At 69.5% G+C, this 13,832-nt stretch carries 16 protein-coding genes; all 16 read left to right on the plus strand.

The window, feature by feature from the left end; translation table 11 throughout:
• A partial coding sequence (locus FWJ67_RS08565; protein ID WP_414482704.1) for a flagellar basal body rod C-terminal domain-containing protein occupies positions 1–180 on the plus strand: 180 nt, incomplete at its 5' end.
• 108 nt (positions 181–288) lie between these two features.
• Positions 289–1,098: a flagellar motor protein gene (locus FWJ67_RS08570; RefSeq protein ID WP_304171667.1), complete on the plus strand. Its 810-nt coding sequence runs from the start codon at positions 289–291 to the stop codon at positions 1,096–1,098.
• Entirely contained in the window at positions 1,088–1,891 is an 804-nt protein-coding gene (locus FWJ67_RS08575) for an OmpA family protein (RefSeq protein ID WP_414482213.1), read from the plus strand. The genes FWJ67_RS08570 and FWJ67_RS08575 overlap by 11 nt, the downstream gene beginning before the upstream one ends.
• Positions 1,892–2,371: a flagellar basal body-associated protein FliL gene (gene fliL, locus FWJ67_RS08580; RefSeq protein ID WP_304171671.1), complete on the plus strand. Its 480-nt coding sequence runs from the start codon at positions 1,892–1,894 to the stop codon at positions 2,369–2,371.
• A 28-nt stretch (positions 2,372–2,399) separates the two neighbouring features.
• Positions 2,400–3,422 carry a FliM/FliN family flagellar motor switch protein gene (locus FWJ67_RS08585; RefSeq protein WP_304171673.1) on the plus strand — a complete coding sequence of 341 codons (1,023 nt, stop codon included), beginning with the start codon at positions 2,400–2,402 and terminating at the stop codon, positions 3,420–3,422.
• Complete coding sequence (gene fliN, locus FWJ67_RS08590) at positions 3,412–4,377, plus strand: flagellar motor switch protein FliN (protein WP_414482212.1); 966 nt, start codon at positions 3,412–3,414, stop codon at positions 4,375–4,377. Before FWJ67_RS08585 ends, fliN begins: the two co-directional genes overlap by 11 nt.
• 10 nt (positions 4,378–4,387) lie before the next feature.
• Entirely contained in the window at positions 4,388–4,795 is a 408-nt protein-coding gene (gene fliO / locus FWJ67_RS08595; protein ID WP_304171677.1) for a flagellar biosynthetic protein FliO, read from the plus strand.
• A complete protein-coding gene (gene fliP / locus FWJ67_RS08600) occupies positions 4,792–5,541 on the plus strand; it encodes a flagellar type III secretion system pore protein FliP (protein WP_304171679.1) in 750 nt (249 codons plus the stop codon). Before fliO ends, fliP begins: the two co-directional genes overlap by 4 nt.
• An 84-nt stretch (positions 5,542–5,625) precedes the next feature.
• Entirely contained in the window at positions 5,626–5,895 is a 270-nt protein-coding gene (gene fliQ / locus FWJ67_RS08605) for a flagellar biosynthesis protein FliQ (protein ID WP_304171681.1), read from the plus strand.
• Positions 5,892–6,677 (plus strand): flagellar biosynthetic protein FliR, encoded by a 786-nt coding sequence (fliR, locus tag FWJ67_RS08610; protein WP_304171683.1) that lies wholly within the window; start codon positions 5,892–5,894, stop codon positions 6,675–6,677. Before fliQ ends, fliR begins: the two co-directional genes overlap by 4 nt.
• A gap of 17 nt (positions 6,678–6,694) precedes the next feature.
• Complete coding sequence (gene flhB, locus FWJ67_RS08615; protein WP_304171685.1) at positions 6,695–7,864, plus strand: flagellar biosynthesis protein FlhB; 1,170 nt, start codon at positions 6,695–6,697, stop codon at positions 7,862–7,864.
• Positions 7,865–7,965: 101 nt separating this feature from the next.
• Positions 7,966–10,044, plus strand: coding sequence for a flagellar biosynthesis protein FlhA (gene flhA, locus FWJ67_RS08620; RefSeq protein WP_414482211.1), 2,079 nt, complete (start codon positions 7,966–7,968; stop codon positions 10,042–10,044).
• The gene (gene flhF / locus FWJ67_RS08625) at positions 10,034–11,380 is read left to right on the plus strand and encodes a flagellar biosynthesis protein FlhF (RefSeq protein ID WP_414482705.1); all 1,347 of its coding nucleotides are present in this window, start codon (positions 10,034–10,036) and stop codon (positions 11,378–11,380) included. The genes flhA and flhF overlap by 11 nt, the downstream gene beginning before the upstream one ends.
• Positions 11,373–12,233, plus strand: a complete 861-nt coding sequence (locus tag FWJ67_RS08630) for a MinD/ParA family protein (RefSeq protein WP_414482209.1) — start codon at positions 11,373–11,375, stop codon at positions 12,231–12,233. The genes flhF and FWJ67_RS08630 overlap by 8 nt, the downstream gene beginning before the upstream one ends.
• Positions 12,234–12,284: 51 nt before the next feature.
• A complete protein-coding gene (locus FWJ67_RS08635) occupies positions 12,285–12,932 on the plus strand; it encodes a flagellar brake protein (protein ID WP_304171693.1) in 648 nt (215 codons plus the stop codon).
• A gap of 17 nt (positions 12,933–12,949) precedes the next feature.
• Positions 12,950–13,726: an RNA polymerase sigma factor WhiG gene (gene whiG, locus FWJ67_RS08640; protein WP_304171695.1), complete on the plus strand. Its 777-nt coding sequence runs from the start codon at positions 12,950–12,952 to the stop codon at positions 13,724–13,726.
• Positions 13,727–13,832: the final 106 nt, after the last annotated feature.

The raw sequence follows: 13,832 nt of genomic DNA on the forward strand, positions 1-13,832 counted from the left end.
GGCGCGGCCAACACCGGCGGCCGGGGCTCGATCCTCCCGAGCACCCTGGAGATGTCCAACGTGGATCTGGCCCAGGAGTTCACCGAGATGATCCTGACACAGCGTGGGTATCAGGCCAACTCCCGGGTGATCACCACGTCAGACGAGATGCTCCAGGAACTGGTGAACCTGAAGCGCTAAATCCGGAGCCATTGGGCACGTGATCGGGGTACGGCCCGGCCGGCGACGGCCGGCCGGGCCGAACCTTCTCGGGCCGGCTTGACCGGCCCGGGCCAGGGGGGCGGCAGCATGGATCTAACGACTGTTTTGGGGATTGGGCTCGGCTTCGTCCTCATCTCCCTGTCCATCCTGGACGGTTCGAGCCTGAGCACCTTCATCGACGTGCCCTCGATGCTCGTCGTGCTGGGCGGAACCCTCGCGGCCGTGCTGGTCCAATTTCCGGCCAAGCAGGTCTTCTCCATCATTCCCCTCATCGGGGTCGCCTTCCGGGGACGGGAGAGCCAGGCCCGGGAGCTCATCCACGAGGTGGTCGAGTTCGCCAAGAAGGCCCGGCGGGAGGGGCTGCTCGCCATGGAGCAGGAGGTGGCCGAGCATCCCAACGAGTTCCTGCGGAAGGGCGTCCAGCTGGTGGTGGACGGGACCGAGCCTGAGCTGGTGCGGAGCATCATGGAGATCGACCTGGCCGCGCACGAGGAACGCCACGCCCTAGGCCAGGAGGTCCTCCAGGCCATGGGCGCCTACGCGCCGGCGTTCGGGATGCTAGGGACGGTCATTGGGCTGATCCAGATGCTGGCCCAGCTGGACAACCCCGAGGCGATTGGGCCGGGCATGGCCCTGGCCTTGATCACCACCTTCTACGGGGTCATGCTGGCCAACCTGGTCTTCCTGCCCATGGCTGGCAAGCTCAGGGTCCGCAGCCAGCAGGAGCGGCTGGAACGGGAGCTGATCATCGAGGGGGTTCTCTCCATTCAGGCGGGCGAGAACCCGCGGATTGTGGAGGAGAAGCTCCTCGCCTTCCTGTCGCCCGAGGAACGGGCCCGGGAGCTGGCCAGCCGGACCCAGGCCGGGCGCGAGGCGGTGACCAGCGATGCGTCGTAGGCGTCGCCGGCCAGACAGCAGCGGGCCTCCGGGCGCCCCCCACTGGATGACCACCTATGCTGACATGATGACGCTCATCCTCGTCTTCTTCGTCATGCTTTTCGCCGTCTCGCAGGTGGACATCCAGCAATTCGAGACCATCTTGCGGGGCATCCAGGGCTCGTTGGGGGTCCTCGACGGCGGCAGGAGCCTGGCACCGCAGCACGTCATCGAAGGCGGGCCCATGGCCGCGGCCGCCCTCCAGGCCCAGTTGCAGAGGGAGCTCCAGGAAGCGAGTCGCATGGCCATGCAAATCCAGACCCGGCTCGCGGAGATGGGGCTCGCCGAGCGGGTGCAGGTGCGGGTGGAGGAGCGGGGAGTGGTCGTCCGCTTCACCGACCAGGTCCTCTTCGACCTGGGCAAGGCCGACTTGAAGCCGGAGGCCATCGAGATCCTCAAGGCCCTCGCGCCGGTCCTGCGGGAGTGGCCCTACCACTTCCGGGTGGAGGGCCACACGGACAACTGGCCTATTAATAATGAAATCTTCCCGTCCAACTGGGAGCTCTCCACCGCCCGGGCCAGCCGGGTGATCCGGTACCTGGTGGAGGAGGAGGGCTTCGATCCCCAGCGCCTGTCGGCGGCGGGATACGGGGAGTACCGCCCCCTCTTCCCCAACGACACAGCTGAAAACCGCCAGCGGAACCGGCGGGTGGACGTGCTGCTCCTGCGGGCCGGCCTGACGGCGGCGGAGCCCATCGAAGGCGGCCATCCCCAAGCAGGAGCAGAGGCCATCGAGCCGGAAGGAGGGGTATGAATGAACGAGCGGTTGCGGCTCGATGCCAAGTCTTTTGCCATCCTCGTTGCGATCGTCCTCTTCGCGGTGGCGGCCGCCGCGCTGGTCACCTACCGGGTGGTGGACTATCGCATTCTGGTGGATGCAGGTGTGGTCGCAGGCGAGCGCCGGCCCGACCGAAGCACCCCCGATCTGGGGCCCACCCATGACCTGGGCGTCATGACCATGAACCTGGCGGCCAGCCCCTCGGGGATGGTCCACTACCTGCGGGCCCAGCTGGTCGTGGAGGTGCAGGACGAGAAAGCCCTCTCCTTGCTGGAGCAGCGCAAGGTGCAGGTCCGGGACCGGATCATCACCATCGTACGCGGCCGGACCATGGAGGACTTGGAGGGTGAGGCTGGCCTGATGCAGCTTCGGAGCGACCTGGTCACGGCCCTGAACGACATCCTCCCCGGCCAGCCCGTCCGCAACCTGTACTTCGTGGACCTGGTGATGCAGTAGTAGCGGCCGGTGGGAAGGAGCGGTCCTCGTGCGGCGGGTGCAGGGCGCCGTTCCAAGGGAGTCTCCCTCGGGCCCGGCCGGGGGCGGGCCGGAAGGGATCCGTCCCTCTCCCTTGGGCCAGTACGGGCCTTTGGGCGAGCAGGAGTGGAAGGGGCTCCTCCGCTTCCAGGAGGAGCTGGCCCAGGAGTGGGCCCGGGTCCTCAGCCGCTGGCTCCGGCGGGAGGTGCGGGTGACGGTGGCCGGGCCGCCTGTCGCCGTGCGGCGGGCCCGCGCCCTCTGGGAGCAGGCCGGCGGGGCCATCTACCGCTGGTCCGTGGACGGCGCCGCGGTGCTCCTCATCTGGCCCCGGGTCCTGATGGTCCAAACCCTCGACGCCCTCTTGGGCGGGCTGGGGGTGGCGGCAGGACCCGCCCGGCCGACGACGGAGCTGGAGGCCCGGGTGATCCGGCAGATCAGCGCCCGCCTCGCCTACCGCCTGCTCCGCCTGGAAGTCCAGCGCTTGGATCGGGCGGTGCCGCCCCATGAGCTGGATGTGCACCCCATCGGGCCCGACCAGGTGGCGGCCCGGAGCCGGTGGTTCCTGATCGGGCTGGATGTGGGCTGGGACACCCAGAGGGGCCCGACGGGGCCCGGTTCCCAGCGGCTTTTCTTGCTTCTCGCGCCCGAGTGGGCCATCCAGGTGCGGGCAGGCTTGGAGGGCTTCGCCCGCCAAGGCCTGGGTGGTGAGGTGGAAGGGCTGCAGGATCTGGCCCGGATCCGCCAGAGGCTCCAGCGGCACCTGGAAGAGACCCCAGTCACGGTGCGGGTGGTCCTGGGAGAAGCCCGGCTCACGGTACGGGAGCTCCTCTCCTTGGAGCCGGGCGATGTGCTCCAGCTGGAGCAGCGGGTGGATCAGCCCCTTGCCGTCCACGTGGGGGACCGCCCGTTCTTTCTGGGAAGCCCCGGGGAGGCCTCCGGGCGCCTGGCCGTCCGGCTTGATGCCGCCTGGCCCGGTGCGGAGCCTCTGGCCCAGGAGGCCTTGAGAAGGGAGGAGGAAGCGGATGGCTGGTGAGCTCTTGACCCGTGAAGAGCTGGAGGTGCTCCTCTCCGAGGGGCGGCTTCCGTCGGAGCCTGGGCTGGCCGGCGGGGGCGGGCGCCCGCCGGCGGCTAACCCGGCCCCGGTGCTCCAGCAGCTTTTCCAGCTGATTGTGCAGCGCCTCAACCGGCTCCACCCGGACCTCACCCCGCGCTTCGTGGAGCTGGCGGCCCAGCCTGTGGGGGAGGCGGCCGCAAGCCTGAGCGGGGTCCAGCGGCAGCTTTCGGTGGAGCTTCACGACGGGATCGAAGGGATCTTCCTCCTCTGGTATCCCCAGACGGCGCCCGGCGAGGACCGCTTCCTGGAAGAGGGGGCTGAGGTCTTCTGCCAGAGCCTGGCCGCCCTCTGGGGCCATCCGGTCGAGATCGAGAAGGGGAGCGTCCGCAACGTCGATCTGAGCGGTGGCCTGCCCGAAGGGCTCCTCCCCTTCGGCCCGGAGGAGCAGGTCTGGGTGGCCCGCCTGGCGGTGGGTTCGGCGGGGTCGCCCCTGGTTTTCTGGCTGCCCGACGATGTGGCCCACGACCTGAAAGAGCGGCTGGAGCGGGCCGCCGAGCTGGGCGGTGGGCTCGCACCGCCCAGGGAGCGGCCTCCCCGGCCCCTGGAGGGTCCCGTGCGGGTGGAGCCGGCCCGGTTCTCGCCCCTGCGCCAGCCCATCGGCGTGGCCGGCGAGCGGGATCTAAGCCGGGTGCTCGACTTGCCCTTGGAGGTCACGGTGGAGTTGGGCCGGACCCAGCTGAAGGTGAAGGAGATCTTGGACCTGAAGGTGGGGACGGTGGTGGAGCTGGACCGGCTGGCGGGCGAGCCGGTGGATCTGCGGGTCAACGGGCGCCTGGTGGGCAAGGGCGAGGTGGTGGTGGTGGACGACAACTTTGCCATCAAGATCACCCAGATCCTCGCGCCCGATGAGCGGGCGCCGCTGTTGAGCGAGTGAGGCGAGGGCCGTGGGCGGCGAGACCATCTGGGTGGAGCTTCTGCGGGTCCTGGCGGCGCTGGTGGTGGTGGTCCCCACCGCCTACGTCGTCACCCGCTTCCTGGGCGGTCGGGCCCGGCCCCGGCGGGGGCGGTACATGACCCTGGTGGAGAGCCTCCCCCTGGGAGCTCAGCGGGGGCTCCACCTGGTCCAGGTGGGCGAGCGCTTCTTCCTGGTGGGCGGGAGCGAGCGGGGGATCACCCTCCTGGCCGAGGTGGATGGGCCGGTGGTCGAGCTTGGTGAGGCGGTGGAGCGCCTCCCTGGAGGCAAGGGGCTCCCTTGGATGGAGGCGGCCCGGGTGGTGGGGCTCTTCGGCCGGCGGCCAAGCCGGCCGGAGCCGCGTCCCAGCCCCCGGCAGGCGGAGGGAGAGCGGGGTTGAGACGGCTGGGTGTGGCGCTGGTGGTGGCGATGGTGCTCTGGTCGCTGGGGGGCGGCAGTGTGGCCGCCCAGAGCGCACCGGGGGTGTCCATTCAGGTGACACCGGGGGATGAGCCGGGGCGTCTGGCCGCGGCGCTGGAGATCCTGCTGGTCCTGACGGTGCTCAGCCTGGCCCCGTCCATCCTGGTCCTCATGACCTCCTTCACCCGGATCGTGGTGGTCCTCAGCTTCGTCCGGAACGCCCTGGCCACCAACCAGACGCCGCCCACCCAGCTCCTCATCGGGCTGGCCCTCTTCCTCACCTTTTTCGTCATGGCGCCCACGTGGCAGGCCGTCTACGTGGATGGGATCCAGCCCTACCTCGCCGGCGAGGTGAGTTTTCAAGAGGCGGTGGAGCGGGGGAAGGGCCCCTTGCGGGATTTCATGTACCGCTTCACCCGGGAGGAAGATCTGGCCCTCCTTTTGGAGGCGTCGGGGGCGCCCGAGCCCTCCGACCGGGAGAGCCTCCCCTTCTACGTGCTGGTCCCCGCCTTCGCGCTTAGCGAGCTGAAGAGCGCGTTCCAGATGGGCTTCGTGCTCTTCTTGCCCTTCTTGGTCATCGACATGGTGGTGGCCAGCACCCTCATGTCCATGGGGATGTTCATGCTGCCCCCGGTGATGATCTCCCTGCCTTTCAAGCTCTTGCTCTTTGTGCTGGTGGACGGCTGGGGCCTGATCGTCCGGTCCCTGATCGCGAGCTACACGTAGCGGATGGGTAAGGGCAGGGCCTGGGCGAGGCCCGGAGGCTCCCGGGAGGCCCTAGGTGGGTGAGGGAAGGAGGCGAAGGTCCAGGTGAACGCGGGTGTGGCCACCGATCTGGCCCGGGAGGCGGTGCAGACCATCCTCTTGGCCGCCGGTCCCATCCTGCTGGCCGCCCTGGTGGTGGGGGTGGTGGTCAGCCTGCTCCAGGCGGTCACCCAGATCCAGGAGCAGACCCTGGCGTTCGTGCCCAAGATCGTGGCCGTGCTGACCGTGGTCTTCTTGGCGGGGAGCTGGATGTTCGGGCGGATCACCGACTTCGCCGTCCGGCTCCTCGGGAACCTGGACCGGTTCATCGGATGAGTCTCTCCGTCGACCTGGGACCTGAGATCTGGACCCTCTTCGCCCTCTTGATCCGGGTGGGGGTGCTGGTCTTCCTCTTCCCCGTGGGGGCTGCCCGGGTACCCATCCCCATCCGGCTGGGGCTCTCCGGCTGGCTCGCCTTCGCCCTCTGGCCGGCGGTGCCGCCGGAGCACTGGCTGGCGCCCCAGCCGGGGTACGCGCTGGCCCTTGTGCGGGAGGCCCTGGTCGGCCTGGGCATGGCCTTGGTGATCCAGATGGTGATGGGGGCGGTGCAGCTTGCGGGCCAGCTGGTGGACATGCCGATGGGGTTCGGCGTGGTCAACCTCCTGGACCCCCAGACGGGCCAGCAGGTGCCCGTCCTCTCCCAGCTCTTCAGCATTCTGGCCGCCCTGCTCTTCTTCGCGCTGGGAGGGCCTCTGGTGGTGATGGCCGCCTTGCGGCAGAGCCTGAACTGGATCCCCATCGGAGCCGCCGCCGTCACCCCCTCGGCGGCCCAGCTGATCGCGCGGGAGTCGGCGGCCGTCTTCGCCACGGGCCTGCGGCTCAGCCTCCCCGTGGTGGCCGCGGGGTTCCTGGCCGATGTGAGCCTGGGGATCCTGGCCCGGGCGGTGCCCCAGTTCAACGTCTTCATCGAGGGCTTCCCCATCAAGATCGGACTGGGGCTGGTGGTCTTGCTGGTGGCCATGCCCTTCTACGTGGAGGCGGTTGGCATGCTGGTGGGGGCGGCCGGGCGGCTGCCGGAGGTGCTGGCTGAGCTGCTCTTGAGCTTGAGGGCGCCCTAAGGCGGGAGCGAGGCGACGTGGCGGTCCCTGAGCTGGGAAAGAACAGGAAAAGCCCGAATCGGAACGAAAGAAGTCGCCAGGGTCAGGGGGACCCGGTCCGCCCCGACGGGTTCCGTTTCGACCTCCAGAGGTTCGCGGAGGAGCGGACCATCCCGCCCAGCCCCCGGAGGCTCCGGGAGGCCCGGGAGCGGGGGGAGGTGGCCAAGAGCCAGGAGCTGGGGCCGGCCCTCCTCCTGTTGATGCTGGGGCTTTTCCTGGACCAGGCCGCCCGCTTCGTCGCCCAGGGGCCGGTCCGGTTCACCATCCAGCTCTTCCAGGAGGTCCCGCCCCCGGGCGAGTGGACCCGGGAGTGGCTGGGCGGGCTGATGGCCCAAGCGGCCCTCGCCTTCGCCCGGGCGGCAGGGCCCTTCCTCCTGGTCGCCCTGGTGGTAGGGGTGGGGGCTCAGTTGGCCCAGATCGGCTTTCTCTTTACGGCCAAGCCCTTGGCCCCCAAGCTGGAGCGGATCAACCCGGTGGCCGGCTTCCAGCGGATCTTCTCCCGCCGGAGCCTCTTTGAGCTGGCCAAGGCCCTGTTCAAGGTGGCGGTGGTCGGGGCGGTCGCCTACTGGGTTCTGTCGGGCACCATCCTGCAGCTGGTCGGGTTGATCCACGCCACCCCCGTGATCGCCCTCCAGCAGGTGGGCGGGGCGCTGGGACGCCTCCTTTGGACGACGGCCGGGGCGTGGCTCGTCATCGCAGCCTTCGACTACGCCTTCCAACGGAACCAGTACCTGACCCGGCTGCGGATGACGCCTTATGAGTTCAAGCAGGAGCAGCGGGAGACCGAGGGCGATCCCCACGTGCGCCAGCGGATCCGCCAGGAGCAGCGCCGGATCGCTGGCCGCCGGATGATCCAGGCGGTCCGGACCGCCGACGTGGTCATCACCAACCCCACCCACGTGGCGGTTGCCCTCAAGTACGAGATGGACCGGATGAACGCGCCCGTGGTGGTGGCCAAAGGCGCCGACTACCTGGCCCGGCGGATCATCGAGGAAGCCCGGGCCCACGGGGTTCGGGTGGTGGAGAACCCGCCCCTGGCCCGGGCGCTGTACGAGGCGTGCGATGTGGACCAGGAGATCCCCGAACGGCTCTACCGGGCCGTGGCCGAGGTCCTGGCCCTGGTCTGGCGCCTCAAGCACGGGCGGTGATGGGGCCAGCCTGAGGACCGGCCCCGAGGCCGGGAGCCCGGCTGCCCCTGAGGCTGGGAGAAGGCCCGCCCCGTGCGGGCGGGGGAAGAGGGGAAACGGCAGTGGCTGTGCAGACTCGGGAGATCTTCCATCGGCTCCTTCGCCAAAGCGACGTGGTGGTGATCCTGGGGATTCTCCTCATCGTGGTGATGATGGTCATCCCCATGCCTCCCGCGCTTTTGGACGTGCTCTTGGCGTTCAACATCAGCCTCAGCCTGATGACCCTCCTGGTCACCATGAACGTCAAGAACGCTTTGGAGTTCTCTGTCTTCCCCAGCCTGCTCTTGGTGGCCACCCTCTTCCGGCTGGCGCTCAACATCTCCTCGACCCGCCTCATCCTCCTCCACGGGTACGCGGGTCAGGTGATCCAGGCCTTCGGCCAGTTCGTGGTGGGCGGCAATTACGTCGTCGGCTTCATTATCTTCCTGATTCTGGTCATCATCCAGTTCATCGTCATCACCCGGGGCGCGGAACGGGTGGCCGAGGTGGCGGCTCGCTTCACCCTGGACGCCATGCCCGGCAAGCAAATGGCCATCGACGCCGACCTGAACGCCGGGCTCATCGATGAAAAACAAGCCCGGGAGCGGCGGGCCCAGATCCAGCGCGAGGCCGACTTCTACGGCGCCATGGACGGCGCCAGCAAGTTCGTCAAGGGCGACGCCATCGCCTCCATTATTGTGACCGTGATCAACATTCTGGGCGGCTTCGCGGTGGGGGTGGCCCAGCGGGGCCTCTCCCTGTCCGAGGCGCTCACCACCTACACCCTGCTCACGGTGGGCGATGGGCTGGTCACCCAGATTCCCGCCCTCCTCATGTCCTCGGCCACGGGCATGATCGTCACCCGGGCCGCGGCCAGCTCCAACCTGGGCCACCAGCTCACCAGCCAGATGGCCGCGGATCCCCAGGTGCTCCTGGTCTCCGGGGGAGCCTTGGCGGCCATGGGGATCCTCCCGGGGTTGCCCACCGCCCCCTTCCTGGCCTTGGGCGGTGTCTTGGGAGGGACGGGGTACCTCCTCAAGCGGCGCCACCGGGAGCTGGCCCTCCAGGAGCAGGTGGAGGCGGACCAGCGGGCCCAGGAGCAGCGGCGGGAGCCCGAGGATGTGGCCAGCCTGGTCCAGGTGGACCCCCTGGAGCTGGAGGTGGGCTACGGGCTGGTGCCCTTGGTGGACGCCAGCCAGTCGGGGGAGCTCCTGGACCGGATCGCCCTGATCCGCCGGCAGATGGCCCAGGAGTTGGGCCTCCTGGTCCCGTCGGTCCGGATCCGGGACAACCTGGCCCTGGAGCCCTCCCAGTACCGGATCAAGATCAAGGGGATCCCCGTGGGCGAGGGCGAGCTCCGGCTGGGCGAGTTTCTGGCCATGGCCGCGGGCGAGGTGAGCGAGACCATCGAGGGGATTCCCACCAAGGAGCCGGCCTTCGGGCTGCCTGCTCTGTGGATCCCCGCCTCCCGCAGGGAGGAGGCGGAGGCGGCAGGCTACACCGTCGTCGATCCTACCTCGGTGGTGGCCACCCATTTGTCGGAGGTCATCCGCTCGTACGCCCACGAGCTCTTGGGCCGGCAGGAGGTCCGGCGGCTCTTGGACCAGCTGAAGCGGGAGTACCCGGCGGTGGTGGAGGAGCTGGTCCCCCAGGTGGTGACGGTGGGCGAGGTCCAGCGGGTGCTCCAGAACCTGCTCCGGGAGGGGGTGGCCATCCGGGATCTGGTGACCATCCTGGAGACCATGGGGGACGGCGCCACCACCTCCAAGAACATCGAGTACCTGACCGCCCTGGTCCGGGAAGCGCTGGCCCGGCAGATCTCCGCCGCCTACCAGGGGAGCGATGGGGCGCTGCCCATCATCACCCTGGAGCCCCGCCTGGAACAACAGCTGACCGAGGCGCTCCAGCAGAACGAGCGGGGCAGCGTCCTCACCCTGGAGCCCCAAGCGGGCCAGCGGTTGATGGAGCGGATCGCCGGATGGGTGGAGAAGGCGGCGGTCAAGGGAGAGCGGGCGGTCTTGGTCTGCTCACCCCACCTGCGGTTTGCCTTGCGGCGGTTCATTGAGCGGAGCCTGCCCCACCTGCCAGTGCTCTCCTACAACGAGATCAGCGCCGAAGTACGGGTTCACCCTGTGGGGATGGTGAGGGCCGATGAGGGTTAAGCGGTTTGTCGCACCGACCATGCAGGAGGCGGTGGAGCGGGTCCGGGCCGAGTTTGGGCCTGAGGCCATCATCCTCCAGACCCGCACCTACCGGCGGGGCCTCTTCGGTCTCTTCGGCCCCCGGCGGACCGAGGTCCTGGCGGCCGTCGACCAGCGAGCTCGGCGGGAGGCCACGTCGACCCAAGCCCCGCCTGCCCAGGCCGCCCCGCCGGCAGACCCGGCCAGCCCCTGGACGGCCAACCCCCTTCCGCCCGCGGCCGGTGGGCCTCCGCCGGCCAGCCCGCCGCCCGGGGCCTCGCCGGCGGTCCAGGAGCGGGCCGCGCTCCTGGGCCAGCAGACCTCCGCCCAGCCGGCCTTCCCGGCTGGTCCCACCACGTCCCCCCAGGGGCCGTGGGGCGTCCCGGCGGCGCCGGCGGGCTGGGCTGCCAACGGTCATGTGCAGGCGCCGGGCATGCCGGCCGCCGGTCCCGAGGAGGCAGCGCCCGCGGTCCGGGTGGAGGTTCGGGAGGCGGTGCCCCCGCCCGCCGGCGCCGATCCCAGCTGGCCTCCGGGCCTGGAGAAGGTGTACCAGCGCCTGGTCGATCGGGCGGTGGAGCCTCCCTTCGCCCGGCAGGTGGTGGACGGGCTGGTGCCGCTGGTGGCGCCGGGGGCTCAGCTTCCAGAGGAGCGGCTCTTCGAGCTGGCCCGGGATCACCTGGCGGGCCTCATCCCCGTCAGCCCCAGCTTGCGCCTGGGGGACGGGCCCCGCCGGGTGATGGTGCTGGTGGGCCCAACGGGGGTCGGGAAGACCACGTCCCTGGCCAAGCTCGCGGCCCACTACGGTTTGATGGCTGGCCACCCCGTGGGGCTGATCACCTTTGACACCTACCGGGTGGGGGCGGCCGAGCAGCTTCGAACCTACGCGGAGATCATCGGGCTGCCTATGGAGGTGGTCTACCACCCGGGTGAGTTGGAGGCGACCCTGAACCGGATGGCCGACCGCCAGCTGCTCCTGGTGGACACCGCCGGGCGGAGTCCTCAGGACCTGATGCGGCTCCAGGAGATGCGGGCCTACCTCCGGCTCCTGCCCGATCCGGAGGTCTATCTGGTGCTGAGCGCCACCGTCCGCTACGCCGACATGGTCCGGGCGGTGGAGCGCTTCGAGCCCTTGGGCTTCCGCCACCTGATCATCACCAAGGTGGACGAGACGACCGCCCCCGGCATGCTGCTCAACGCGGTGATGTTCACGGGCCGGCCCCTGGCCTACATCTCCACGGGCCAGGACGTGCCCGACGACTTCGAGGTGGCCGACCCCGACCGGGTCGCCGCCCAGCTGTTGGAGGAGAGCCATGAGTGACCAGGCCGAACGGCTCCGTCTCCTCGCCCGGCAGGTCGCGCAAGGCCGGCCCCTCCGGCGGGGCCAGGTGGTGACCATCACCTCCGGCAAGGGCGGCGTGGGCAAGAGCAGCCTGGCGGTCAATCTGGCCCTGGCCATGCAGCAGATGGGCCGGCGGGTGATGCTCTTCGACGCCGACTTGGGATTGGCCAACGTGGACGTCCTCCTGGGGCTGGCTCCCGCGGAAGGGCTGGTGGACGTCCTGCGGCGGGGGGCCGACCTGGAGCGGTGCCTGGTGACGGGCCCCCTGGGGTTGAAGGTGGCGGCGGGCGGCTCCGGCTTCTACGAGCTGGCCAACCCCAGCGAGCCGGAGTTGGACCGGCTCCTCCGGCAGCTGGCCCGGCTGGACGCCATGTTCGATGTGGTGATCATCGACACGGGCGCGGGCTTGAGCCGGACGGTGCTCAGCTTCGTTCTGGCTAGCTTGGAGACCATCCTGGTCACCACGCCCGAACCGACGGCCATCACCGACGCCTACGGCATGGCCAAGGTGATTCTCACCCGGCGGCCCGAGGGGCAGATCCACCTGGTGGTCAACCAGGCCCGCAACGGATCGGAGGCTCGGATGGTGGCCGAGCGGCTCAACATGGTCTGCCAGCGGTTTCTGGGGCATGAGCTGAAGTTTTTGGGCTACCTCCCCTTCGACCAGCACGTGCGGGAGGCGGTCCAGACCCAGCAGCCCTTCATCCTGGCCAAGCCCCACGCCCGGGTCTCCCGGATGGTGATGGCCATGGCTGAGGAGCTGCTGGGGACCCGGGCAAGCCCCATGGGGTTCTCGGGGCTGTTGGAGCGAATGGCGGGTGTGTTCCGCTAGGCGAGGGGAGAGCGGGAGCCGAGCGCGAGGGGAGTGGGAAGGAGGATCGGGTTGGACCCGCTGGAAGTCGGGATTGAGGTGGAGCTGAGGATCCCGGAAAGGCCCGGGGTCTACCGGGCCCGGGTGGAGGGGTGGTCCGAGGAGACGGTCCGCCTCACCTTGCCAACGACGGAAGACGGCCGGGTGGTCTCCCTGGATCCCGGCCAGGCAGTCCAGATGACCATCTACCGTCAAGCCCCGCCCAGAGGGAAGTTTGAGGCCATGGCCGAAGTGGTGGAGGGGCAGGGAGAGGCCTTCGGGTGGGTCACCCTCTCCCGGCCCGCCACCTGGAACCGGCAGGAGCTCCGGGAGTTTGTGCGGGTGCCCCTCACCCTGCAGGGGCAGGTGGAGCGCCAGGGCCTCGGTGGCTGGTCCAAACCGGTCACCGTCCAGATCTTGGATCTCTCCGGCGGCGGGCTTCTCCTCCATGTGCCGGCCTACCGGCCCTTGCCCCTGGGGGTGGGCCACCGGGTGCGGATCACCCTCCCCCTGCGCCACGAGGCGATCCAGGTTCGCGGGCAGGTGGTCCGGGCCATCGCCTGCGAGGACGGCTCGGCCCGGTACGCAGTGGAGTTCCAGGAGATCAGCGAGCGGGATCGGGACCGGATCATCGGTTTTGTCTTGCAAGAAGAGGTTCGGCAGCGGAAGCTCATCGACTAAGGCCTGGAGGGCTGCAGATGGCACGGCAGGCGCAGGTGAGGGCGGCAGACGTGGCCGATGTGTGGCAGCGGTTCAAGGAGAGCCAGGACCCCAAGCTGCGGGAAGAGCTCATCCTCCGCTATGCCTCCCTCGTGAAGTACGTGGCCGGCCGGATCGCCGTCGGGCTACCCAGGACCGTCGACTTCGACGACCTGTTGAGCTACGGCATCTTCGGGCTCATCGATGCGGTGGAGAAGTTCGACCCCCGGCGGGAGGTGAAGTTCGAGACCTACGCCATCGCCCGCATCCGGGGCGCCATCCTGGACGGCCTCCGCTCCACCGACTGGATTCCCCGATCGGTCCGGCAGAAGGCCCGCAAGCTTGAGGAGACCGTCGCCGCCTTGGAAGGCCGCCTGGGGCGTGCGGCCACCGATCAGGAGGTGGCCGACGCCCTCCACATCTCCCTGGAGGAGTACCACCAGCTCCTGTCCGATGTGCAGGCGACCACCGTCCTCTCCCTAGAGGAAGCGTGGAGCCAGCAGAACGAGGAGGACGGCCTCCGGGTCCGGGAGACGGTGGCCGACCCCACCAGCGAGGACCCGGAAGAGCGGCTGGCCCACCAGGAGCTCTTGGACGAGCTGGCCCAGGCCTTGGACCGTCTGCCCGAGCGGGAGCGGCTGGTGATCACCCTCTACTACTACGAAGGCCTCACCCTGAAAGAGATCGGCAAGGTGTTGGGGGTCTCCGAATCCCGCATCTCCCAGATCCACACCAAAGCCGTTATTCGCCTCAGAGCCCACCTGAGCTCCGTTTGAGGCGCCCCAGCCTTTGCTTGTCGTGCCAATCCGCGGTGTGGTATACTAACCGGCGGTGTATCACGCACGGCCCCGGACGTCGGTGGGGGTGCCCGCTCGGGTTCCA

It is taken from the genome of Limnochorda sp. (assembly GCF_047459355.1).
Classification (GTDB): Bacteria; Bacillota; Limnochordia; order Limnochordales; family Limnochordaceae; genus Limnochorda.

What these genes read in the sequence shown, in the direction of transcription:
- FWJ67_RS08570 (WP_304171667.1), top strand. Translation starts at nt 289, where the DNA reads ATGGATCTAACGACTGTTTTGGGGATTGGGCTCGGCTTCGTCCTCATC.
- FWJ67_RS08575 (WP_414482213.1), top strand. Translation starts at nt 1,088, where the DNA reads ATGCGTCGTAGGCGTCGCCGGCCAGACAGCAGCGGGCCTCCGGGCGCC.
- fliL (WP_304171671.1), top strand. Translation starts at nt 1,892, where the DNA reads ATGAACGAGCGGTTGCGGCTCGATGCCAAGTCTTTTGCCATCCTCGTT.
- fliN (WP_414482212.1), top strand. Translation starts at nt 3,412, where the DNA reads ATGGCTGGTGAGCTCTTGACCCGTGAAGAGCTGGAGGTGCTCCTCTCC.
- fliR (WP_304171683.1), top strand. Translation starts at nt 5,892, where the DNA reads ATGAGTCTCTCCGTCGACCTGGGACCTGAGATCTGGACCCTCTTCGCC.
- flhF (WP_414482705.1), top strand. Translation starts at nt 10,034, where the DNA reads ATGAGGGTTAAGCGGTTTGTCGCACCGACCATGCAGGAGGCGGTGGAG.
- FWJ67_RS08630 (WP_414482209.1), top strand. Translation starts at nt 11,373, where the DNA reads ATGAGTGACCAGGCCGAACGGCTCCGTCTCCTCGCCCGGCAGGTCGCG.
- whiG (WP_304171695.1), top strand. Translation starts at nt 12,950, where the DNA reads ATGGCACGGCAGGCGCAGGTGAGGGCGGCAGACGTGGCCGATGTGTGG.